The following is a 21204-nucleotide window of genomic DNA, read 5'->3' as shown; positions in this document are numbered from 1 at the left end:
ACGTGCGATTTCTGTTCGTACACGGCGGTTTCCACGCGGCCTGGTGCTGGGATCGGGTGATTGCCGAACTGGCCGACCTCGGCCATGACGGCGTCGCCGTCGACCTGCCCGGCCACGGGGCCGTCGCCGATCAGGAATCCACCCTGGCCAACCGGCGCGACGCCATTCTTGCCGTGCTGCAACCCGGCGACGTGCTGGTCGGGCACTCCGGTGGCGGCTTCGACGCCACGCTGGCCGCCGATGCCGCACCGGAACTGGTGCGCCACATCGCCTATCTGGCCGCGGCGCTGCCCCGCGAGGGACGCACCTATCCGGAGGCGATGGCGATGCGCGACTCCGAAGATGGTGAGTTCGACGGGGACGTCGGAGAAATGTTGAGCTACTTGAGATTCGATGACGACGGCGCGATGACGTTCGCGGACTTCGACGGTGCGTGGAAGTACTTCTACCACGACTGCGACGAGTCGACCGCCCGTTGGGCGTTCAGCCGGCTCGGTCCCGAACGGTTCGGGGACACCACCGTGACACCGGTGTCGGTGCCCGACTTCTGGGCCGCCGACCTGCCGCGCAGTTTCATCGTGTGCGAGCAGGATCGGTCCATGCCGCGCTGGCTGGCCGACACCGTGGCCCGCAGGCTCGGCGTCGAGCAGTTGTCCATCGATACGTCGCACCCGTAATGATGACGGGTGCGACTCCACACATCACCACATCAGGCCAGGAAGCAATGCAGTCGGCGGAATGTCCTCGATCGAGATCAGCCCACTCGGGGCCGAACACACCCAGTCGATGGCGTTGACGACACGCGCGGCGGTGGAAATACATCCGGCATCGGTGACATCGAAGACGGGGTGGGACAGGTGGGTACTCATCTCGATTCGCGGATTTCCCTCCACGATCACCTTGTGCACACCAATTTGCCCCTCGGGCGGATACTCCCAGCCCGGCGCCGCAGCCGGGGTGAGCCGGGTGGTGTGCTCGACGGTGATGACGGGAACGCCGGCAATCACCCCTTCTGCGGCGAACTGCACCGCCGCCAGCTGCCCGGGCTCGACAGTGGTCATCGTGCATTCGATACGCTCACTCGTGTACCACGGTTCGAATCGGTCACGTACCTCATCCAGCTTCACACCGAGATGGCCCGCGAGATTGCGAATCAAGCCGCCGAACATCGATGCGACCACGCCCGGCAGAAATGCCATCGGCGGGTCATCTTCCGGTGAACTACCGAAACCCATTGCAGTACCAGTGTATTCGTAGTCGTCGTAGTTTCCGTAGTCGAAAATCTCCTTGACGGTGATCGACTGGGCTCTGGTCACCAAACTCAATGCGGCGTGCACCGCAGTGTCCCCCGAGAACCCCGGATCGATGCCGTTGACGTAGAGCGATGAGTCGCCCGCCGCGCACGCCCGTTCCAGCGGGCGCCGCAACCAGTCGTCGGCTTGGCGCGGGGTCACCAGCCAGATCATCGACGTCCCTACGACATTGATCCCAGCGGCCAGCAGCTTGGACATCTCTTCGATGGCTTCCATCGGTCGGGTTTCGCCGAGAGCTGTGTAGACCACGCAATCCGGCTGCAGCGCAACGAGTGCGTCGACGTCGTCAGTGGCGATGATGCCGGTCGGTTCGGCGAGCCCGCACAGATCGGCGGCGTCCCGGCCGACCTTGTCCCTGTTCGAGGCATGCACACCGACCAGTTCCAGATCAGGTCTTCCGATGATGGCTTCCAATGAGTGCCTGCCGACATTCCCGGTGGCGTACTGGACCACTCTGCGCATCGTGAGAATTCCTTCTGCTCAGTAATCAGTAATCAGGGATCGGCAGCGGTGAGTTGTTGGAGTCGATACCACCATCGACGTGGAAGGTCGCGTTGGTGGCGTAGCAGTCGCGGGTGGACAGGTAGACACAGAGGCGACCGAGGTCCTCGACATCGCCGAGGCGATGCAACGGGGTCGTCTCCTCCATCTTCTCCCGCGACCCTGGCATCATGTCCAGGCTGCCCTGCAGACCGTCGGTCGCGAACGAGCCGAGCGCGATGGCGTTCACCCGAATCTTCGGTGCCAGCTCCTGTGCCATGGCTCTTGTCAGCGCTTCCAGCCCACCCTTGGCCACGCAGTACGCAGTCAAAGCGCGGATGCCGAATCGCGCCGAGCCCGAAGAGATGTTGACGATCGAGCCGCGGCCGGCTTCCAGCATGTGGGGCGCAACCAGCTGACTCATGATGAACGCCGATGTGACACACCAGTCGAAGGTGTGGCGAAAGTCCTCGTCGGTGATGTCGAGGAAGCGCGCGTAACTCGAACCACCGACATTGTTGATCAGGATGTCGATCTTGCCGAAGTGGTCGACTGCCGACTGAACCACGCGCTCGCCGTCGGAGCGACTCATCGCATCAGCGACGACGGCAAGCCCGGTTCCACCTTCCCGCTCGATGCCGGAAATCGTGCCGACAATGTCGGATTCGGTGCGCGCGGTCCCGACGACTGCCGCACCCGCTTCGGCCAGCACCCGCGCGATGCCTTGGCCGACCCCTTTTCCTGCGCCGGTCACGATCGCGACCTGACCCTTCAGATCGAACTGTTCCAGTGCCATGGTTCCTTCCTTGGAAGTGGTGTTATTGAACGACTAACTCTGACTTAAGTCAATGGACTAGGCGCGGTAGATGCACCATATACCGCAACAGTATTGCCCCACAGCAACTTTGAGGAGCGAGTATTGACAGGTTATTCCCATCGATCCTGTCGAGAGACAGGATCGAGGCCTTCTTGACTCCACAATGAAATTGACTAGAGTCAGCTGCCATGAACGTGCCGGCCTTTGGTGGCGCCCGAAGTCGTCGCGTCACTTCAAAGCCTGAGACCTCCGCAAGTGGACTTGACGAACATCTGGAAGCGTCGCGGCAGGCGCAGCGTCACGCTGACAAGTGGTTGATCTCCGGCAGCCTGCTGATCGGCACTGCGGCGCTCGGCATCTTCGGCTTGCCGCTCTTCCTCCGCGGGGTATGGCTGCTACGCAGAGCCCAACGGGATGGGATGACGGTGCGCCCGATGCTGGTCACCCTGCTCGGCTACCTGATCATCATCGACGCCGCCATCAACACCGTCGGATGGGCTCTGGATCTCTTCGCCAATCACACTCTGCTGGCCCGAGTCCTGTTGAATGGCTGGGGCAATATGTTCGACGCTGGCTACTTCTGGCACTATAACGAGCTGCTGATCGGCGGCGCTGCGGGCCCCGGCGAGAAGGCACTTGAAGTCGGCCTGATCCTCACGGTGTTCACCATGCGGATCGCTGCTGCGATCGGCTTTCTGCAGATGAAGCGCTGGGGCCACCAATGGTTGGTCGTCACCTGCTGGATGGGCGTGGTCATCTGGACGACCTACATCTTCAACATGACGATGTTCGCCGATGTCCGCTTCGCCGGCGTGGTACTGCCGGTCGTGGGCTGGTGGCTCTACGACATCTTCTACATCACTCCCTTCCTGGCGATTCCCTACCTGCATTCGGTCAACCGCGAGATCTTCTCCGACTGACCTTTGATGACTTCACTCATTGACTTAAATCAGTATTACGACTACAAAGGGCAGCTATGACACCGCAGGTCCGCCAATCGACGCGCGAACTGCGCCGGTTGCAGACGCGGGAGCGCATCCTCGGCGCGGCCATCGCCGAATTCACCTCGTCGGGAATGGCCGGTGCCGACGTCGGCGCCATCGTGGCCGCCGCCGGCGTGGCACATGGCACGTTCTTCTTCCACTTCCCCAGCAAGGAACACGTGTTGCTGGAACTGGAGAATCGGGAAGAGGCCCGGATGGCCACAGAGTTCGCCCGTTACCTCGTCAACACACACGATCTCGCGACAACCTTGGACCACGTCGTGCGCCAGATCACCGGCCTCGAGCAACGACTGGGCTCATCGCTGTTCAAAGAGCTTCTTGCACTGCATTTTTCACCGACCCGACCGAGCCAGGATGAATGGACCGACCACCCGGTCATCGTGCTGCTGGTCCGCGAGATCGAGCGGGCCCGCGGTGACGGTCAGGTGCCCGCAGAAGTCGATGCGTTCTACAGCGCCACCTTCTTCCTGCTCGGCATCTACGGAGTGCTCACCACAACGTCCAACGCCGATACCCGCGACGCCATGCTCAGTGGCCTGGTGGCAACCGCCCTGCGCGGTCTGGAAGTCCGATGAGATCGCCGCGCGTACGACACACTGACGACAGAAAGGCTTGAAGTGGACTGGGTTTGGGAGATTTTGCGTTACGTCGCCGCATGGGGCGGCACCGCGTTGATCATCTGGTTCTGGTACTGGATGTTCTCCAACATCGGCACGTTCTGACCCGATGGCCGCCGAACTCTCCGACGCGCATGCCATGGCGACCGAGCGCAGTTGCGCCGTGACGGCCATGGCGCTGAGCGGTCAACGCCGCTCAGGTGCCCGTCTGGTGACCGGGCAGCACCGGCACTTCGGCCTGAGTTCCCAGCTCGACTTCGTCCACGTCCCCTATCCCGCCCCCACCCGTGGCTGGACCCGCAGGACGCTGACATGCGGAGTGGCACTGCAATGCTCACCGTCGAAGGACAGAATCGTCGACTACCGGCTCAACGAGCTGTCCACGCGCGAGCTCGGCGCACTCACCCTCGTCGAAGCCAGGGTGGCGCTCGGCTGGATCGCGGGACAGTGGCCCGGTCTGCTGCCCGAACTGAACACCGTGTTGCCCAACCTTGATCCCGCCGACGCCGCCATGGGTGCCGAGGAGATGATCAACCGCGCCATCGAGCTGGCGCGGACGCCGCGGAACCTGACCCTGCACCCGCTTCTGGGCTGCCTGCCCGCGGCATACACATCGCCGCAGGACCTGTCCGACAGACTGCGCCGGACCTTCGGGCGGATGCCCTGGACCACCACCCAGAAGCGGCTGCCGCGACCCTATTCCGTGCCCGTCGGCGGCGACGGCGGGGTCCGCAACTCCAACCTGCCGCCTCCCAGCCGGCCACAGGACAACGACCTGGACGTCACACCCGATCACCGCCCGGGAATTCCGTATCCGGAGTGGAACGAGTGGACGAAGCGTTTCCTGCCCGACCACGTCGCCGTCGTCGAGCGGGCAATGGTCGGTGGCACCCGGCGCCAGGGTGCGGTATCGGTCGATGTCCGAAAATGGTTCGAGGAGAACACCCATCGCGCGATGCGCGACAGGCTCGAAGATGGCTCCGACCTCGATATCGAACAGTACGTCGATCACTACATCAACCTCTCCACCGGAGAGGCTGACGAACCGCGGATCTTCCGAGAGTTGTTGCCCAGCAGCCGCGATGTCACCACAGCGCTGTTGCTCGACGGCAGCTCGTCGCTCGGCGTGCACGGCGGCACGATCTTCCAGTTGGAGCTGGCCTGCGCCGACGCATTGTCGCGGGCCATGGCATCCGCGCACGAGCGGCACGGGATCTTCCTGTTCACCGGGAACACCCGGCACCGGGTGGAAGTCAGCTGCCTCAAGGATTTCGCGGAGCGCCGCTTCGTCCCTCCCGGCAGCCTGGGCCTGTCCACCGGCGGCTACACCAGACTCGGCGCGCCGCTGCGTCATCTGACCAGCCGCCTGCTCGATCAACCGTCGGAACGCCGGCTGCTCATCGTCATCGGCGACGGCCTGATCTCCGATGAAGGCTACGAAGGGCGTTACGCATGGGCAGATGCGGCGCATGCCGTCGAGGAGGCCCGCGAGGCCGGGGTGTCCATCTACTACGTCGGCGTGGGGCCCGCCCGGGTCGATCCGCTCCCGGAAGTATTCGGGCCGCGCCGTTCTCAGCGCATCCGCCGGGTTGAGGAACTCCCCCGTGTCCTCGCCCACGTCCACCGAGAGTTGGTGACGGCATGATCAGTCAGACCTACTTTGCCAACGGCAATGAAGTCCAATTGTTCGAGCAGGCCTATCAGCGTCGACTGCCGGTGATGCTCACCGGGCCTACCGGGTGTGGGAAGACACGACTGGTCGAGCACATGGGGCTACTGCTGGGTCGGCCCGTCGTGACGATCAGCTGCCATGACGACCTGACCAGCTCGGACCTGGTGGGCCGGTTCATGGTGACCGGCGGAGACGTCATGTGGACCGACGGCCCCCTGACCAGGGCCGTGAAGGCCGGTGCCATCTGCTATCTCGACGAAGTCGTCGAGGCGCGGCACGACTCTCTGGCCATCCTGCACTCACTGACAGATCACCGCCGCGCGCTGTACCTCGACCGGGCCGGTGAAGTGGTCCAAGCGCCCGAGGACTTCATGCTGGTGTGTTCCTACAACCCCGCGTACCGCAGTTCTCTCAAGGAGCTCAAGCCATCGTTTCGGCAGCGGTTCGTCACTCTTCCCATGCACTATCTGCCGGCCGACCGGGAGGCCGAGGTCATCGTCGCCGAAACCCAGGTCGGACTGGCGACCGCTCAGCGGCTGGTGCACTGCGCCACCGCAATTCGCACAGCCGACCAGGCATTCCACTTCGAGCCTCCGTCCACCCGGGTTCTGGTCACCGCGGCGCAGCTCATCGCCGCGGGTGCCACCGAACTGGAAGCCGCGCAGGCCTGCATCCTGGCGCCGTTGTCCAGCGACGGCGCCATCACCGAAGGCCTCCACGAGGTGGCCGCGGCCATCCTCGCCGACACCGAACGCACACTCTAGGAAGGTGGCACCGCAATGGTGGATCAGAAAGAGAAGAACCGTAAGAAAGCGCTCATCGTGTTCCAGGTCGTCATCTACGGCTACCTGCTGACGATGTTCCTCATCCAGCTCTACATGTCGTTCGCGCGTGGGTGGTGGGATCTGTGAACCTGCCACTGCTGAGCCGGTTCAACGGTGACAAGGCCCCTGCGCCGCGGGACAGGTCTGTAGGACTGGATGAGCATCACGATGAGTCCCGGCTCGCGCAGCGCCGGGCCGACAAATGGATGATCGTCGGGGCCGGCCTGATGGGGATGTGGGCGCCCGGCCTCATCGGCTTTCCCATCTTCATGCGCGGCGTGTGGCTACAACGCCAAGCCCTGCGATCCGGTCTTTCGGTACGGCCGATGATCGTCACGCTCATCGGATACCTCGTACTCATCGACGGCATGCTCAACAGCCTGGGCTGGGCGCTCGATCTGGTGGCCAATCACACCCTGATCAACCGCGTCCTGATGGTCGGGTGGGGCAACATGTTCGATGCAGGCTACTTCTGGCATTACAACGAACTGTGGATCGGCGGCGCCGCCGGTCCGGGCGAGAAGGGCTATGTGGCAGGGCTGATTCTCACGGTCTTCGCCATGCGGGTGGCTGCTGCCATCGGCTTCCTGCAGATGAAGCGCTGGGGCCACCAGTATCTCGTCATCACCTGCTGGATGGGCGTGGTCATCTGGTGCGCCTACATCTTCAACATGACAATGTTCGCCGACGTCCGCTACGCGGGCGTGGTGTTCCCCGTCATCGGCTGGTGGCTCTACGACATCTTCTATATCACCCCCTTCCTCGCGATCCCGTACCTGCACACGGTCAACCGCGAAATCTTCACGGACTGAAAAGGAGTGCCACAGTGACTTCCGCACCCGCCCCTACCGATGACCCCAAGGCCGACGATCTGCCACCGGGCACCACTCCCTACTACGCGCGCATGCACAAATGGATCAAGCGCGCGGTGTTGGTGTGCTTGATCGCTCTGGTCGTCGAGGGAGCGTTCACCCTGCCGTTCATGGCGGTCTACTACGGCTACCCCACCCTGAGCCTCACTCAGGTCTGCAGCGAGCTGCTCAAGGTGCGCTACTCCGATGACACCCTGGAGTGCAAAGTGCCTTATCCGGCCTTCGGACCGCCCGAGGGCGCCGAAGGGAAGGACACCGCCAAGGACGTGTGGGGTATCCAGCCGACTCCGAAGTACCACCGTCTCGGATTCCGCGAGCTGGTACGTATCCATGATGAGCGGGTGGCCCGACAAGCGGCCGAGCAGCAGCACGGGCCATAGGAATTCACGGTAATGTCCACATCCGAGACACATGCCGGCAATTGGGATCTGCGCCATCCGGATTTCAACGACAATGACTTCCTGTACCAGGTCTACGGGCTGATGCGGGAGCGGGGACCCTTTGCCCATACCGATACTCCATTCCTCAGCGCCACTCCGGGCGGCGCATGGGTGGCCGTGAGCTACGCAGAGTGTTATCGGATCCTTCAGGACTGGGAGAGCTTCTCCAGCAATCCCACCCCGGAAGGGGCGCAGCAACTCGCCGGCGACCTCGTGATCACTCTGGACCCACCGCGGCAGCAGAAATTCCGGAAGGTTCTCAACCCCTACTTCTCGCCGGCCCGGATGCAAGCGTTGCGATCACAGATCAAGTGCGAAACCGATTGGCTGATCGATGATTTCATCGAGTCAGGGTCCGGCGATCTGGCCCAGGTGGCGTGGCGCCAACCAGGTGTCGTCTTCTTCAAGTACCTGCTCGGTATGCCTACCGACGATGTACCGCTCTGTATCGAACTGACCGACACTGCGCTCAACGGCGAGTCCGAGCAGGACCGGATGGGCGCTTGGGGCCTGTTGTATCAGCACCTGCACGAAGCCATCTCGGCGCGTACTACCCAGCCACCGCGCGATGACATGATCGACGTCCTTCTGTCGGCCGAAATCGACGGTGAGAAGCTACCATTCAACGACGTCGTCGCCAATGCCATGCTCTTGGTCCAAGCAGGTCTGGAAACCACCGCCAACGCAATGTCTTTCGCGTTCCACTACCTCGCGGTGCATCCGGGTGAACGCGACAGGCTGATCGCCGAGCCCGAGCTCCGCCCCCGCGCGGTGGAGGAGTTCATCCGGTTCGCCGGATCCATCCACGGCATTCCGCGGACCGTACGCAAAGACGTCGAACTCAGTGGGCATAGCTTCTGCCAAGGCGAATCGGTCCTGGTGAACTATGCCGCAGCCAACCGGGATCCCGATCAGTTCGCCGATGCCGACCGGTGCATCCTGGACCGACAGGACAACCGGCACCTCGGGTTCGGCGCGGGTGTGCACCGCTGCCTGGGCTCGAATCTGGCCAGACTGGAATTCCAGGTGGCGCTCGAGCAGGTCCTGTCCCGGATGCCGGACTACGCCCTGGCACCCGACGCCGAAGCCGTATTCCACGGCAACTCCGTCACCCGCGGGTTCCGCAGCATCCCGGTGGTCTTCGGTTTCGGCGCGCGGACAACGGCATGACCTACCGCGTCGTGCAGTGGACGACAGGCAACGTCGGAAAGAAGTCGATCCATGCCGTCGCCGCCAACACGGATCTCGAACTCGTGGGGTGCTACGCGTGGTCGCCGGACAAGGTCGGCAAGGATGCTGGTGAGCTCTGCGGGATCGAACCGCTGGGAGTGCTCGCCACCGACGATGCAGACGCCCTGCTCGCGCTGCGCCCGGACTGCGTGGTCTACAACCCGATGTTCGCCGACGTCGGCGAGTTGGTGCGCATCCTCACGGCCGGTGTCAACGTGGTGACGACGTCGGAGTTCATCAACGGCCACGGTCTGGGTGAGGACCGCCAGCGGATCGTGGAGGCCTGTCTGCGGGGCGAGTCGACGATCTTCGGCAGCGGTATCAACCCTGGCTTCATCCAGTTGTTCGCCGTCGTTTCTGCGGGCCTGTCTGATCGGGTAGACCGGATCAGCATCCTGGAATCCTTCGACACCACCATCTACAACTCGCCGGCAACCGAGATACCCATGGGCTTCGGGTACCCCGTCGATCATCCCGACCTACCTTCGATCACCGAGAAGGGTTCGGGGATCTTCCGGGAGGCAGTGCTGCTGATGGCCGACGCATTCGGGGTGACGCTCGACGACGTGCGCTGTACAGCCGCCTACGCACAGACCACCGAAGATCTACTACTGCCTGGTGATTGGACCATTGCGGCCGGCTGCGTCGCCGGTATCGACGTCAGCTGGAAAGGGGTCGTCAACGGCCGTGAGGTGATCGACATCCGGGGCGTCTGGACGAAAGGTCAAACCCTGGAACCGGCATGGGAGACGTCATTCGGCTACACCATCACCGTCGAGGGCCGCCCGACGATCAAGAGCACCCTGAGTTTCGAACCGCCGCCGGATTTCGTGGGCGACACGCTGGACGACTACATCATGCTCGGCCTGACCATCACGGCCATGCCCGCGATCACCGCCATACCTGCGGTCGTCACAGCGGCCCCCGGTATCGCCACGTACAACGACCTACCGCTGCTACTTCCGCGCGGCGTGCTGGCCACACAGTGAAGGGTGAACCATGCCGCACAAGACCTACCGCGTCATCCAGTGGATGACCGGCGATGTCGGGCAGGTCGGCATCCGGCACTTCGCTGACAATCCGGTCTACGACCTTGCCGGAGTTCTGGTGCATTCCGCGACGAAGGTCGGCAAGGACGCCGGCGAGATCGCCGGCATCGCAGCGACAGGTGTCATCGCGACCGACGACGTGGACGCGGTCGTCGACCTCGACGCCGACTGCGTGTTCTACACGCCGATCGTCATGGACGTCGACACGGTGTGCCGACTGTTGCGCACGGGCAAGAATGTGGTGACCACGAGTGGGTTCTTCCACCCCTCCGCGGATTTCCGCGATGCGGGCGACCAGATCCGCGCCGCCTGCCGGGATGGCGGATCCTCGTTCCACGGGGGTGGGATCCACCCCGGTTACGCCGGTGACATCCTGCCGTTGACGCTGGCCCGTGTCGTGAGCAGGATCGACACCATCGGTGTGTACGAGGTCGTCGACGTGCTCAACGACGCACCGCTGGACCACATCGACTGGATGGGATTCGGCAAGGACAAGGACAAGTTCCTCACCGAGCCGACGATTCTGGGACTCGGGTTACCGTTCTTCGCGCAGTCGATGTACATGATCGCCGACGGACTCGGTGTCACCATCGACGAGGTCACCGCCGCCGAGATCGAGGTCGCCACCGCCACCTCCGACATCCCGCACGACGAGGGCGTCATCGCCGCGGGCATGGTCGCCGCCCAACGGCACGAGTGGACGGCCTGGGTCGACGGCAAGCCACTCATCGTCTTTCACGCCATCTATGTCACCGCCGGACCGGAACGGCTCGATCCTCCATGGAACTGGGGCGAGACCCGCTATGAAATCGTCATCGAAGGCGATCCACCGACCGAACTGACCCTCAAGGGCGTGCGACGCCCGGATGGCACCGTGGCCCATCCCGGATACAACTGGACGGCAATGGGCGCGATCAACGCCATCCCCGATGTCTGCGACGCCCCGCCCGGTTGGCTCAATCACCTGGACCTCGGCTTGGTCCGGCCCCGCGGGTTGGTGCGGCCATGACCACCTCGCTGCACCATGTCGTGTTCGCGGTGGAACCGCAGCGCCTAGCGAAAACGACACAGATGTTCACCGAACTCGGATTCTCCTTCAGCGAAACCGAACTCACTGACCTCGGCATCCACGTTCACCTGGATTGGGACGGGGGCATCGAGTTGATCAGCCCGTTGCCCGGTGCCACCGCCGAGGTGGCGATATCGGTGAACGAGTTCCTGGAGCGCAACGGTGCCGGTGTCTTCACCGTGGTGGTCCGCTTGCCCAATGCTGCAGCTGGAGAGCGGGTGGCCGAAAGATACGGTTCGGCAACGCGTTTCCGGCAGAGCTTTGCCGGTGACGGGTCCTACCTCGATGAGATCGATCTGTCGGTGCTCGGCCTACCGCTGACCCTGCTGTCCACCAACGTGCCATGACACCGCAGATCACCGGTGTTCCCCACCTGGACTATGCCGAACTTCCGATGGCACACGACCGGGGAGCGGGCTGGGCAAAGCTGCGCGATCTCGGGCCGGTGCTCCACGGCGAAGGCTGGTACTACCTCACCCGTCGCGAAGACGTTCTCGCGGCTCTGCGTGATACCGAGTCCTTTTCCTCCAGAATCGGGTACGACGACATGATCAGCCCGGTTCCGTTGGTGCCCTTGGGTTTCGACCCTCCTGAGCACACCCGTTACCGCCGGCTGCTGCATCCGTTCTTCAGCCCGCAGACACTCAATTCGATCTTGCCGTCGTTGCAGGCACAGGCGATCGAGATCGTCGACAGGATCGCGCCACGCAGCGAGTGCGAAGTGATGGCCGACCTCGCCACGCCCTATCCGTCCCAGGTGTTCCTCACCCTATTCGGTCTACCGCTGGAGGACCGGACACGGTTGATCGCCTGGAAGGATGCCGTCATCGGTTTCAGCCTCGACGACCCTGAAAGCGTGGACCTCACCCCGGCTGTCGAACTCTTCGCGTACTTGACCGAAGCCGTACACGATCAGCGCCGAGTCCCCGGCGCGGGCATCCTATCCGAGCTGCTCCACGGCGAGGATCCATTGACCGATGATGAAGCGGTAGGGCTCTCGCTGGTGTTCGTACTCGCCGGCCTGGACACCGTCACTGCCTCGATCGGTGCCGCCATGCTAGAGCTCGCTCGGCGCCCTTCGCTGCGAGATTCGTTGCGGGAAAGCCCCGGTGATATCGCAGGGTTTGTCGAGGAGATCATCCGGCTCGAGCCCGCGGCACCGGTGATCGGCCGAGTGACGACCCGGGCGGTGACGATCTCGGGAGTCACGCTGCCTGCCGGCGCCGAGGTTCGACTCTGCCTCGGGGCGATCAACCGCGACGGCAGCGACGCGCAGTCCGGCGATGATTTCGTTCTCGACGGCAAACTGCACAAACACTGGGGGTTCGGCGGCGGCCCCCACCGGTGTCTCGGGGCGCACCTGGCCCGGATGGAGCTCAGACTCGTCGTCTCCGAATGGCTCTCGCGGATACCCGAGTTCGACCTCGCGCCCGGATTCATCCCGGAGATCACCTGGCCCGCTGCCACCTGCGTCCTGCCGAGGCTGCCCATCAGGATCACCAGGGAGACAACATGACCGTCGTTGCCACCAAGCCGAGCGTCTTCGAGGCCGGGCTGCCGACGCTCGAATACGACTTCACCGACACCCCACAGCAGATCTATCCGCAGTTCCGCGCCGCGCAGTCGAAGGCCCCCATCGCGCTGGGTCCGATCGGACCGGAAATACTGTCATACGAGCTGGCCCGTACGGTGTTACGCGACCCGCGTTTCGTCGTCCCCGCGGGCATCCACCTTTCGGCGCACGGCATCACCTCAGGACCCTTGTGGGACAGGGTGACCCGCAGCATCCTCAACATGGAGGGCGAGGAGCACCGCCGGCTGCGAAGCCTGGTATCGCGCGCCTTCACTCCGCGCGCGACAGCACGCATGCACGATGCTGTTCATACGGTCGTCAACGAACTCGTCGATCGAGTCGAGAGCGCGGGCCGGTGCGAGTTCGTCGATGACATCGCCCGGCCCTATCCCATTCCGATCATCTGTGCGTTGCTCGGAGCGCCTCGGCGGGATTGGCAACAGTTCTCCCGGTGGGCCGAGGACATCTTCAAGATCGTCAGCTTCGACTGCGACCTCGCCGCGGAAGAACCTGTCGTCCTCAATGCCTGGGACGCATTCGACGTCTACATCGACGAGATGGTCGCCGACCGACGCCGGCACCTGACCGACGATCTGCTGTCGGATCTGATCCGCATCGAGGACAGCGGTGACCGGCTGAACACCGCCGAGTTGCGCATGCTGGCATTCAGCATCATGACTGCCGGCACCGACACCACTCGCAGCCAGCTGGCCGCATCGATGCAGGTGCTGTGCGACCATCCCGACCAGTGGGCGCTACTGCGGGATCGGCCAGAGCTGGCGATGAGCGCCGTCGAGGAGACCATGCGCCATTCGCCGTCGATGTGCAGCACCGTGCGTAGCGCTGTCGAGGATGTGGCCGTCGGCGGATACACCTTCCCGGCAGGCACATTCATCGTGGTGAATACCTACGCGGCGAACCGGGACAGCACCATCTACGACGAGCCGACGCGCTTCGACATCACTCGCGACGCTCCCCCGCCGATCCTGACCTTCGGTGGCGGAGTGCACTATTGCCTGGGCGCGAACCTGGCTCGTCTCGAGCTTTCTGAAGCACTGGCGATCCTGTCCCGCCGTCTGTCCAACCCTCGCGTCGTCGGCCAGGCGCCGTGGAAGCCATTGCTCGGGCTGAGTGGGCCTACCAGCCTGCCGATAGAGTTCGGCCGATGACCTACAAGATCGACCCCGCCGTCCTGCACAGCGTCGCCGAAGAGGTGGCCGGCGGCCGAGAAGAGCCCATTGCCCGCGCCGTCGCGCTACTCGCGCAGGCATATCCGGATCTCATCGACCCGGCACCGGGCCGGTGGGTGGGCAGCAAGGCCGGCGGGATCCTCGGCAAGGTCCGCTTCCTGTACTTCAGTCCCCGCGAATACGTCGTGCTCTTCGGTTCTCCGACTGGCACACAGGGCTTTTCGGGACGCTACAAACACGTCGACATCCACAAGTTCCTGCTCGCCGGTCAGATCGACTCCTACGATCTCGAGTCCGACGACACCGCCCCGCTCCGCCCGCTACGACCGGGAGAAGGTACCTGCCTGCAGCGGGGGCACGCCAGGGGCCTCACGATCCACCCCGGCTCCTGGCACATCGAGTACGGCCGCGGGGCGGTCGCCACCACGCTGCCCTTTGCGATGGTGGACACGCTGCTGATGTCCCTGGAGTTCGAATCGGTGCGACGTTCGACGGCCGAGTTCGCCAAGCTTGTCGGCCGGCGATTACGCAAGAAGTAGAGGTCCCGACTTGTCGGACCCCCTGCGACAATGATCACATGTCCACGACCGCAGCATCTTTGGCTGCTGCGCCCACCAACTCACCGTCACCGGCAGCGACGGCCAGCCACTCAACGGTACAGCGCTGCCCCGCCCACCGACCACACCCGCGGTCCCACCATGCCCGGAACCACCGGCGAACGCGCCCAATGGCGGTAGCACCAACCCTTCGAGCCGGAACCGCCACCGTCAGCGGGCGCGACTCCTAGCGACCGAAGCCGTTGAGGATCACTGCATTACACGTCGCTGCGGCCTGCCGGAGCTTGACCGCGGCCTGGTATCCGTCGGAGTAGTACCAGTCGTTGGCGGCCTGTGTGGATTCGAACTCGAGCAGCACGGTCTGTGTGCATTCCCATGCTCCCTCGACAACGGTCGGCTTCTGGTCCACGACCAGGATGGAGGCTCCTGCCATCGCCGGGCCGGCCACCTTCGCGTACTCACCCATCCCGGCCGGGTCGGTGATGGTCTCGGTCAGCAGGACATAACCTTTGGGCACGCTTCTCATTCTCCTTCAGTGATTCTGATTGCTTGTTCCGGACACCATTCGACAGCATCCCTGACGCCCGAGGCGTATTCGTCGGGAACCTCATCGAGAAGGACCTCTGCATACCCCCCGTCTGCCAGGGTGAACACCTCGGGGCACGCCGTCAGGCACATCCCGTGGCCGCGGCACTTATCCTCGTCGACAACCACCTTCAAGACAGTGACTCCTACTTGTCGAACTCGAGATGCAGGTCGATCAGCCCGCGCAGGATGAAGGTCGGGATGTACCGGTACTGACGGTCGTCGGCGGGTCCGTGCTTGTTCTCGGCGATCCGGATGTCGGTGGTGCGGTCCAACAACCGCTCCAGCGCCACCTTGGTTTCCGCACGGGCCAGCGGCGCGCCCGGGCAGCTGTGGATGCCACGGCCGAACGCCAGGTGCTGCCGGGCGTTCTTGCGTGCCGGGTCGAACGTGTCGGGATCATCGAAGCGGCGAGGGTCGCGGTTGGCGGCACCGTTGAGCACCATCACAGTGGTACCCGAACCCAACTCGGCGTCTCCCACCGTGACAGGGCAGCGCGACAGCCGGAAGTCACCCTTGACCGGGCTCTCGATGCGCAGGGCCTCCTCGATGAAATTCGAGATGAGGCTTCGATCTTCGCGCAGGGCGGCCTGGACCTTGGGCTGCTCGGCGATGACCTTGAGCGCGGTGCCCAACAGGCGGACGGTGGTTTCCTGACCCGCCGAGAACACGTTGGCGGCCACGCGTGCGACATCGCCCGGGTCGGGAATCGAACCGTCCGGGAAGGTGGCTTCGGCCATCCCGGTCAGCACGTCGTCGCGCGGGTTGGCGCGGCGGTCCACCACGTAGTCGGCGAACATGTTGTACAGGAATTCCAGCGGGCTGTGCGACAGCGATTCCTCGCTGGTACCGCCGACCCCGCCGCCGGAATTGCCCGCGATGTTCTTGACGAACTCATCCCGGTCCTCGGGTGGGATGCCCATCAGGTCGGCGATGACCAGCAGGGTGAACGGCCCGGCGAAACCCTTGATGAACTCGCCCTGATCGCCCTCGAGATAGGTGTCGAGCACCTCGTCGGCCAGCTTCCACATCGCGTCCTCGTTCTCCTTGAGACGCTTGGGCGTGATCAGGCGCATCAACAGCGCGCGGTGATCGGTGTGGGTGGGCGGATCCAGCGTCGGCAACTGATCGCTGAACGGCAACTCGTCACGGTGCTTCTCGATGAGCGCGGTGACCTCGTCCTTGCTCAGCCCGTCCAGTGGGACCGGAAAGCCGGGGAACGGACCGGTGACCGACGTGACCGAGGAGAAGGTGTCGGCGTCGTTGTAGACCTGGACGGCCTCGTCCCAGCCGGTCACCATGGTCACGCCGTGAGGGCCGTTCTGATGCACCGGGCAGCCGCTGCGCAGCGCCTCGAAATACGGATAGGGGTCCTCCACCAGCTGCGGGTCCCGGAAGAAATCCAACTCGGTCAGGCCGTCCGCCATCTGTGCTCCGTTTCGGCGATCTCTCTCGACGAGAATGTGATTCTCATCTTTGCGTATCAGATTTCCACAGCGGGTCGGGTCCGTCAACGGGCGGGTCCAGTTTCCCCTCGCCGCATCCGTAAAGCTGACCCTGGTCAAACTTTATGTTCGGCGTTATTGTGCAGGTATGCCGGGTTCCAGCGATGTCACCGCGCCTGACCGTGGTCAGCGCCGGGCATCACTTGCGCAGGCCCGTTCCAAGGAGACAAAGCGCATGCTGGTGCAGGCCGCGATGGCGCTGTGGCGCACCAACGGCTACGCGAACACCACCGTGGTCCAGATCTGCCGGGCCGCCGGCGTCTCCAAGGCGCTCTTCTACTTCTATTTCCCGCGCAAAGAGGACGTGCTGTTCGAGGTCGGTGTGATGTCCACCCGATCGGCGCAACGGGTCATCGTCGACATGCTGGACGGTGACTATGACGTGCCCACGGTGATCGCCGCGGCGCTGTCCGACCTGGGGCGGTCCATGGCCCGCAACCCGCGCGAGCTGATCATCGAGACCATCCTCGAGGGCTACCGTCACGAGCACCGCATCCTCACTACCGCCGACGCCCCCGACCTCGACGGGGGCATGTTCACCGCGCTGTTCGACCGCGCCGTCGCCGACGGCAAGCTGCCCGTGCACACCGACGTCCCCCATCTGGCCTACCTGGCCATGACGCTGGTCAGCGAGGGCGCCCGGCACTGGGCCGCGGGCGCTTTCGGGGACCGTTCGTTCGCCGACGTCGTCGGCGCCGACATTCTCACCCTCATCGCCGGACAACGAAGGAGTTAGCAATGGCATGGGATTTCGAGACCGACCCGCAGTTCCAGGAACTATTGGACTGGGCCGACGCGTTCGTGCGCGATGAAGTCGAACCACTGGACCTCGTCTGGCCGCATCTGCAGTTCACCCCTCTCGACGACACCCGGCGCGCTGTCATCGACCCGCTCAAGGATCGGGTGCGCCAGAAAGGGTTGTGGGCCACCCATCTCGGACCCGATCTCGGCGGCCAGGGTTACGGGCAGCTGAAACTCGCGCTGCTCAACGAGATCCTGGGCCGGTCGCAGTGGGCGCCGATCATCTTCGGCTGCCAGGCCCCCGACACCGGTAACGCCGAGATCATCGCCCACTACGGCACGCCTGAACAGAAGGAACGCTACCTGCGTCCACTGCTCGACGGCGAGGTCTTCTCCTGTTATTCGATGACCGAACCCCAAGGTGGAGCGGACCCGACCCAGTTCAAGACCGCCGCAGTGCGTGACGGGGACGACTGGGTCATCAACGGCTACAAGTTCTTCTCCTCCAACGCCTCCACCTCGTCCTTCCTCATCGTGATGGTGGTGACCAATCCGGATGTCAGCCCGTACCAAGGCATGTCGATGTTCCTGGTCCCCACCGACACACCCGGGGTGACCATCGAACGCAACTGCGGGCTGTACGGCGAGTCCGACGGTCAGGGTTCGCACGCGCTGATCCATTACGACAATGTGCGCGTTCCGGATTCCGCTCTGCTCGGCGGCGAGGGGCAGGCGTTCGTCATCGCCCAGACCCGGCTGGGCGGCGGACGCATCCACCACGCCATGCGCACCATCGGGCTGTCCCAGAAAGCGCTGGACATGATGTGCGAACGGGTGCTCAGCCGACAGACCGCGGGCAGCCTGCTCGCCGACAAGCAGGCCATCCAGGCCTACATCGCCGACTCCTACGCCCAGCTCAAGCAGTTCCGGCTGCTGGTGCTCTACACCGCATGGGAGATCGACAAGTACAACGACTACAAGAAGGTACGCAAGGACATCGCCACCGTGAAGGTGGTGATGCCGACGGTGCTGCACGATATCGCCTGGCGGGCCATGCAGATTCACGGTGCCCTCGGCGTCACCAACGAGATGCCGTTCCTCGGCATGGTCACCGGAGCCGCCGTCATGGGCCTGGCCGACGGACCCACCGAGGTGCACAAGACGACGGTCGCCAAGCAGGTGCTGCGTGACTACTCGGCAACCGACGATCTGTGGCCGACCGAGTGGATTCCCCGCAAACGCGAAGCAGCACAGGCGAAATACGCCCAGTACCTGGAACTGGAGGTGGGCAACCTATGAGCACCCCGACGATCGACGTTGCGCGCCTTGCGGACTGGATGGACGCGGCGGGGCTGCCCGGCACGGGCGAACCGACCGAAGCCCGCTACCTTTCCGGTGGCACGCAGAACGTCATCTTCTCGATCACCCGCGGTGAGCACCAGAGCGTGATTCGGCTGCCACCACCGGACGCACCCGCAGACCGTGACAAGGGAATCCTGCGGGAGTGGCGCATCATCGAGGCACTCGACGGCACCGACGTGCCGCACACCAAGGCCATCGGGGTGTGCGCGAGCCCCGACGTGCTCGGCCGGCCGTTCTACCTGATGGGCTTTGTCGACGGGTGGTCTCCGATGGATCAGCACGCCGTCTGGCCCGAGCCCTTCAACAGCGACCCGGCCACCAGGGCCGAGCTGAGTTACCAACTGGCCGAGGGCATTGCGCTGCTGTCGAAGGTGGACTGGAAAGCCAAGGGGCTACAGGATCTCGGCCGCCCGGAGGGCTTCCACGAACGCCAGGTCGCCCGCTGGATCGCATTCTTGGAACGCATCAAACAGCGCGATCTGCCCGGACTCGACGTCGCCACCGCGTGGCTGCAGGAGCGCAAACCGCTCGACTTCATCCCCGGGCTGATGCACGGTGACTATCAGTTCGCCAACGTGATGTACGAGCACGGCGCGCCGGCGCGGCTGGCCGCCATCGTGGACTGGGAGATGGGCACTGTCGGCGACCCGAAACTCGACCTTGCGTGGATGGTGCAGAGCTGGCCCGCCGACGAGCATGATCATGCCGCGATGAGTTATGTCGATATGCGCGGCGCGCCCACCCGAGACCAGGTGGTCGCCCGCTACGCCGAGGTGTCCGGCCGTCAGGTCGAGGACCTGGACTACTACCTGGTGCTGGCCAAGTGGAAGCTCGCGATCGTGCTGGAGCAGGGGTTCCAGCGCGCCGGTAACGACGAGAAGCTGCTGGCGTTCGGACCGGTGGTCACCGATCTGATGACATCGGCCGCCGACCTTGCCGAGTCCAGCGACTACCGGTGAAAGCGGCCGTCTGCCCGGCCTTCGGACCGCCGGAGGTGGTGGGGGTCCAGGAGATCCCCGCCCCTGCACTCACCTCCGGTCAGGTACGTGTGCGGGTCCGCACCGCGGCGGTGAACTTCCCCGACGTGCTCCTGGTCGCTGGTGAGTATCAGGTCAAGGTGCCGCCCCCGTTCGTCCCGGGCAGCGAGTGCGCCGGCGTCATTATCGAGATATCCAGTGATGTCACGGGTTTGACGATCGGTGACCGGGTGACCGGAACCGCCATGTTCGGCACGTTCGCCGAGCAGGTGTGTCTGCCGAGCGCCGCTGTGACGCCCATCCCCGACGGTGTCGACGATCGCACCGCCGCCGCGTTCGGGGTCGCGCATCGGACGGCCTATCACGCGCTGAGGTCGGTGGCGCGGATCCGTTCCGGCGATGAGGTGATCGTGCTCGGGGCCGGCGGTGGGGTGGGGCTGGCGGCGGTACAGCTGGCGACGGCACTCGGCGCCCGTGTCACCGCGGTGGCTTCCTCCGACGAGAAGCTCTCCACCGCAGCGCAATACGGTGCGGCCAAGCTGATCAACCATCGCAGCGCCGACCTGCGTGCCGCGTTGCGCGAGGCGGTGCCCGACGGTGCGCACGCCGTGCTGGACCCCGTGGGTGGTGACCTGTCCGAACCCGCGCTGCGTGCGCTCCGCCGCGGCGGGCGGTTCGTCACCATCGGCTATGCCTCCGGCACCATCCCCCGCATTCCACTGAACCTGTTGCTGGTCAAGGGTATTGCCCTGCTCGGGTTCCAATTTCAGGACATCCCGCCCGACGAGTTCACTCGCAATGACGAGGAACTGGCCGCCCTGCTGGCCACCCATGCGGTCGTCCCACATGTCGGAGCGGTCTATCCGCTGGATGAGGCCGCCGCCGCATTACGGCACGTCGCCGACGGGGTGGCCGTCGGCAAGGTGGTCGTGGAAATCGACTCTCAGCGCTCCTGACTGCGTCGAGTCGACGGCCACGCCGGGCGCGGCGATGTGCTGTTGAAAGCTACAGGCGTCACAATGAGATGCGAGTGTGAGCGAGTCGTGCACCACCCAGGGGTGGTGGAAGCCGGGATGGTCTATGTGACGTTGCCTCCTGTTCGGGGTGAAAGACGGCACGCAGCGGATCTACTGTCAGGAGGAATCCGAACGCGACGCCGCCGTGGCTCAGTTGAAAGCCACCTCCAAGCGCAAGGTGGAGGTGCAGCGCAACAAAGGCCTCGGCGAGACGGATGCCGACGATTTCTGGAATACCGCGCTGGATCCAGAGCGGCGCACCGTAATTCGGGTGCACATCGATGACGGTGAAGGTTTGCCTGGCATAAAAC

At 64.2% G+C, this 21204-nt stretch carries 24 protein-coding genes and 1 pseudogene; 20 read left to right on the top strand and 5 right to left on the bottom strand.

The features are described 5' to 3' along the window. Positions 1-2: 2 nt before the first annotated feature. Complete coding sequence (locus AC1DY7_RS29670) at positions 3-677, top strand: alpha/beta fold hydrolase (protein ID WP_477497337.1); 675 nt, start codon at positions 3-5, stop codon at positions 675-677. 24 nt (positions 678-701) lie between these two features. Here the strand turns inward: AC1DY7_RS29670 and AC1DY7_RS29665 are convergent, their stop codons facing one another. Next, positions 702-1775, bottom strand: coding sequence for an NAD(P)H-dependent amine dehydrogenase family protein (locus tag AC1DY7_RS29665; RefSeq protein ID WP_477497336.1), 1074 nt, complete (start codon positions 1773-1775; stop codon positions 702-704). A gap of 25 nt (positions 1776-1800) precedes the next feature. Beyond that, positions 1801-2589 carry an SDR family NAD(P)-dependent oxidoreductase gene (locus AC1DY7_RS29660; protein ID WP_477497335.1) on the bottom strand — a complete coding sequence of 263 codons (789 nt, stop codon included), beginning with the start codon at positions 2587-2589 and terminating at the stop codon, positions 1801-1803. Between the two features lie 209 nt (positions 2590-2798). Here AC1DY7_RS29660 and AC1DY7_RS29655 point away from each other — a divergent pair, with 209 nt between their 5' ends. The 14 genes from AC1DY7_RS29655 (at position 2799) to AC1DY7_RS29590 (ending at position 14689) form a co-directional block, all read left to right on the top strand. Continuing rightward, positions 2799-3530 carry a hypothetical protein gene (locus AC1DY7_RS29655; protein ID WP_477497334.1) on the top strand — a complete coding sequence of 244 codons (732 nt, stop codon included), beginning with the start codon at positions 2799-2801 and terminating at the stop codon, positions 3528-3530. Between the two features lie 56 nt (positions 3531-3586). Continuing rightward, on the top strand, positions 3587-4189 hold the full coding sequence (locus AC1DY7_RS29650) for a TetR/AcrR family transcriptional regulator (RefSeq protein ID WP_477497333.1): 603 nt from the start codon (positions 3587-3589) through the stop codon (positions 4187-4189). A gap of 151 nt (positions 4190-4340) precedes the next feature. Further along, positions 4341-5876, top strand: a complete 1536-nt coding sequence (locus AC1DY7_RS29645; protein WP_477497332.1) for a nitric oxide reductase activation protein NorD — start codon at positions 4341-4343, stop codon at positions 5874-5876. After that, positions 5873-6667: an AAA family ATPase gene (locus AC1DY7_RS29640; protein WP_477497331.1), complete on the top strand. Its 795-nt coding sequence runs from the start codon at positions 5873-5875 to the stop codon at positions 6665-6667. Before AC1DY7_RS29645 ends, AC1DY7_RS29640 begins: the two co-directional genes overlap by 4 nt. Before the next feature lie 15 nt (positions 6668-6682). Further along, positions 6683-6814, top strand: coding sequence for a hypothetical protein (locus AC1DY7_RS29635; RefSeq protein ID WP_477497330.1), 132 nt, complete (start codon positions 6683-6685; stop codon positions 6812-6814). After that, on the top strand, positions 6811-7539 hold the full coding sequence (locus AC1DY7_RS29630) for a hypothetical protein (protein WP_477497329.1): 729 nt from the start codon (positions 6811-6813) through the stop codon (positions 7537-7539). The genes AC1DY7_RS29635 and AC1DY7_RS29630 overlap by 4 nt, the downstream gene beginning before the upstream one ends. Positions 7540-7553: 14 nt before the next feature. Continuing rightward, on the top strand, positions 7554-7979 hold the full coding sequence (locus AC1DY7_RS29625; RefSeq protein WP_477497328.1) for a hypothetical protein: 426 nt from the start codon (positions 7554-7556) through the stop codon (positions 7977-7979). Positions 7980-7991: 12 nt separating this feature from the next. Beyond that, positions 7992-9209, top strand: a complete 1218-nt coding sequence (locus AC1DY7_RS29620; RefSeq protein ID WP_477497327.1) for a cytochrome P450 — start codon at positions 7992-7994, stop codon at positions 9207-9209. Next, positions 9206-10258 (top strand): NAD(P)H-dependent amine dehydrogenase family protein, encoded by a 1053-nt coding sequence (locus tag AC1DY7_RS29615; RefSeq protein WP_477497326.1) that lies wholly within the window; start codon positions 9206-9208, stop codon positions 10256-10258. Before AC1DY7_RS29620 ends, AC1DY7_RS29615 begins: the two co-directional genes overlap by 4 nt. 10 nt (positions 10259-10268) lie before the next feature. Continuing rightward, a complete protein-coding gene (locus tag AC1DY7_RS29610; RefSeq protein WP_477497325.1) occupies positions 10269-11327 on the top strand; it encodes an NAD(P)H-dependent amine dehydrogenase family protein in 1059 nt (352 codons plus the stop codon). Continuing rightward, complete coding sequence (locus AC1DY7_RS29605) at positions 11324-11734, top strand: hypothetical protein (RefSeq protein ID WP_477497324.1); 411 nt, start codon at positions 11324-11326, stop codon at positions 11732-11734. The genes AC1DY7_RS29610 and AC1DY7_RS29605 overlap by 4 nt, the downstream gene beginning before the upstream one ends. Then, positions 11731-12903, top strand: coding sequence for a cytochrome P450 (locus AC1DY7_RS29600; RefSeq protein ID WP_477497323.1), 1173 nt, complete (start codon positions 11731-11733; stop codon positions 12901-12903). The genes AC1DY7_RS29605 and AC1DY7_RS29600 overlap by 4 nt, the downstream gene beginning before the upstream one ends. Next, positions 12900-14129, top strand: coding sequence for a cytochrome P450 (locus AC1DY7_RS29595; protein ID WP_477497322.1), 1230 nt, complete (start codon positions 12900-12902; stop codon positions 14127-14129). The genes AC1DY7_RS29600 and AC1DY7_RS29595 overlap by 4 nt, the downstream gene beginning before the upstream one ends. Then, the gene (locus AC1DY7_RS29590) at positions 14126-14689 is read left to right on the top strand and encodes an isomerase (protein ID WP_477497321.1); all 564 of its coding nucleotides are present in this window, start codon (positions 14126-14128) and stop codon (positions 14687-14689) included. Before AC1DY7_RS29595 ends, AC1DY7_RS29590 begins: the two co-directional genes overlap by 4 nt. Before the next feature lie 244 nt (positions 14690-14933). On the opposite strand, the gene AC1DY7_RS29585 is transcribed toward AC1DY7_RS29590, so the two are convergent. From AC1DY7_RS29585 to AC1DY7_RS29575, 3 genes are read right to left on the bottom strand one after another with little or no spacing between them, the layout of a single operon-like run. Beyond that, complete coding sequence (locus AC1DY7_RS29585) at positions 14934-15233, bottom strand: DUF1330 domain-containing protein (RefSeq protein WP_477497320.1); 300 nt, start codon at positions 15231-15233, stop codon at positions 14934-14936. After that, positions 15230-15427, bottom strand: coding sequence for a ferredoxin (locus tag AC1DY7_RS29580; protein WP_477497319.1), 198 nt, complete (start codon positions 15425-15427; stop codon positions 15230-15232). Before AC1DY7_RS29580 ends, AC1DY7_RS29585 begins: the two co-directional genes overlap by 4 nt. An 11-nt stretch (positions 15428-15438) precedes the next feature. Then, positions 15439-16719 (bottom strand): cytochrome P450, encoded by a 1281-nt coding sequence (locus AC1DY7_RS29575; protein ID WP_477497318.1) that lies wholly within the window; start codon positions 16717-16719, stop codon positions 15439-15441. A gap of 166 nt (positions 16720-16885) precedes the next feature. Between AC1DY7_RS29575 and AC1DY7_RS29570 the strand changes: the two genes are divergently transcribed. From AC1DY7_RS29570 to AC1DY7_RS29550, 5 genes and pseudogenes are all read left to right on the top strand, one after another. Further along, positions 16886-17533, top strand: a complete 648-nt coding sequence (locus tag AC1DY7_RS29570) for a TetR/AcrR family transcriptional regulator (RefSeq protein WP_477497317.1) — start codon at positions 16886-16888, stop codon at positions 17531-17533. Between the two features lie 2 nt (positions 17534-17535). Continuing rightward, positions 17536-18837, top strand: coding sequence for an acyl-CoA dehydrogenase family protein (locus AC1DY7_RS29565; protein ID WP_477497316.1), 1302 nt, complete (start codon positions 17536-17538; stop codon positions 18835-18837). Continuing rightward, positions 18834-19859, top strand: coding sequence for a phosphotransferase family protein (locus AC1DY7_RS29560; protein WP_477497315.1), 1026 nt, complete (start codon positions 18834-18836; stop codon positions 19857-19859). The genes AC1DY7_RS29565 and AC1DY7_RS29560 overlap by 4 nt, the downstream gene beginning before the upstream one ends. Then, complete coding sequence (locus AC1DY7_RS29555) at positions 19856-20833, top strand: NADPH:quinone oxidoreductase family protein (protein WP_477497314.1); 978 nt, start codon at positions 19856-19858, stop codon at positions 20831-20833. The genes AC1DY7_RS29560 and AC1DY7_RS29555 overlap by 4 nt, the downstream gene beginning before the upstream one ends. Before the next feature lie 102 nt (positions 20834-20935). After that, positions 20936-21185, top strand: a pseudogene (locus tag AC1DY7_RS29550) (toprim domain-containing protein); the annotation flags it as partial. Positions 21186-21204 lie beyond the last annotated feature (19 nt).

The sequence above is a fragment of the Mycobacterium sp. P2_H7 genome, from assembly GCF_056403275.1.
This window is presented reverse-complemented; position numbering and strand designations above follow the sequence as displayed.

Excerpts from the sequence above, each read along its gene's own strand:
- AC1DY7_RS29640 (WP_477497331.1), top strand. The coding sequence starts at position 5,873 with ATGATCAGTCAGACCTACTTTGCCAACGGCAATGAAGTCCAATTGTTC.
- AC1DY7_RS29575 (WP_477497318.1), bottom strand. The coding sequence starts at position 16,719 with ATGGCGGACGGCCTGACCGAGTTGGATTTCTTCCGGGACCCGCAGCTG.
- AC1DY7_RS29605 (WP_477497324.1), top strand. The coding sequence starts at position 11,324 with ATGACCACCTCGCTGCACCATGTCGTGTTCGCGGTGGAACCGCAGCGC.
- AC1DY7_RS29615 (WP_477497326.1), top strand. The coding sequence starts at position 9,206 with ATGACCTACCGCGTCGTGCAGTGGACGACAGGCAACGTCGGAAAGAAG.
- AC1DY7_RS29635 (WP_477497330.1), top strand. The coding sequence starts at position 6,683 with ATGGTGGATCAGAAAGAGAAGAACCGTAAGAAAGCGCTCATCGTGTTC.
- AC1DY7_RS29560 (WP_477497315.1), top strand. The coding sequence starts at position 18,834 with ATGAGCACCCCGACGATCGACGTTGCGCGCCTTGCGGACTGGATGGAC.
- AC1DY7_RS29660 (WP_477497335.1), bottom strand. The coding sequence starts at position 2,589 with ATGGCACTGGAACAGTTCGATCTGAAGGGTCAGGTCGCGATCGTGACC.
- AC1DY7_RS29655 (WP_477497334.1), top strand. The coding sequence starts at position 2,799 with ATGAACGTGCCGGCCTTTGGTGGCGCCCGAAGTCGTCGCGTCACTTCA.
- AC1DY7_RS29665 (WP_477497336.1), bottom strand. The coding sequence starts at position 1,775 with ATGCGCAGAGTGGTCCAGTACGCCACCGGGAATGTCGGCAGGCACTCA.
- AC1DY7_RS29590 (WP_477497321.1), top strand. The coding sequence starts at position 14,126 with ATGACCTACAAGATCGACCCCGCCGTCCTGCACAGCGTCGCCGAAGAG.
- AC1DY7_RS29650 (WP_477497333.1), top strand. The coding sequence starts at position 3,587 with ATGACACCGCAGGTCCGCCAATCGACGCGCGAACTGCGCCGGTTGCAG.
- AC1DY7_RS29595 (WP_477497322.1), top strand. The coding sequence starts at position 12,900 with ATGACCGTCGTTGCCACCAAGCCGAGCGTCTTCGAGGCCGGGCTGCCG.
- AC1DY7_RS29570 (WP_477497317.1), top strand. The coding sequence starts at position 16,886 with ATGCCGGGTTCCAGCGATGTCACCGCGCCTGACCGTGGTCAGCGCCGG.
- AC1DY7_RS29600 (WP_477497323.1), top strand. The coding sequence starts at position 11,731 with ATGACACCGCAGATCACCGGTGTTCCCCACCTGGACTATGCCGAACTT.
- AC1DY7_RS29610 (WP_477497325.1), top strand. The coding sequence starts at position 10,269 with ATGCCGCACAAGACCTACCGCGTCATCCAGTGGATGACCGGCGATGTC.
- AC1DY7_RS29620 (WP_477497327.1), top strand. The coding sequence starts at position 7,992 with ATGTCCACATCCGAGACACATGCCGGCAATTGGGATCTGCGCCATCCG.
- AC1DY7_RS29565 (WP_477497316.1), top strand. The coding sequence starts at position 17,536 with ATGGCATGGGATTTCGAGACCGACCCGCAGTTCCAGGAACTATTGGAC.
- AC1DY7_RS29645 (WP_477497332.1), top strand. The coding sequence starts at position 4,341 with ATGGCCGCCGAACTCTCCGACGCGCATGCCATGGCGACCGAGCGCAGT.
- AC1DY7_RS29585 (WP_477497320.1), bottom strand. The coding sequence starts at position 15,233 with ATGAGAAGCGTGCCCAAAGGTTATGTCCTGCTGACCGAGACCATCACC.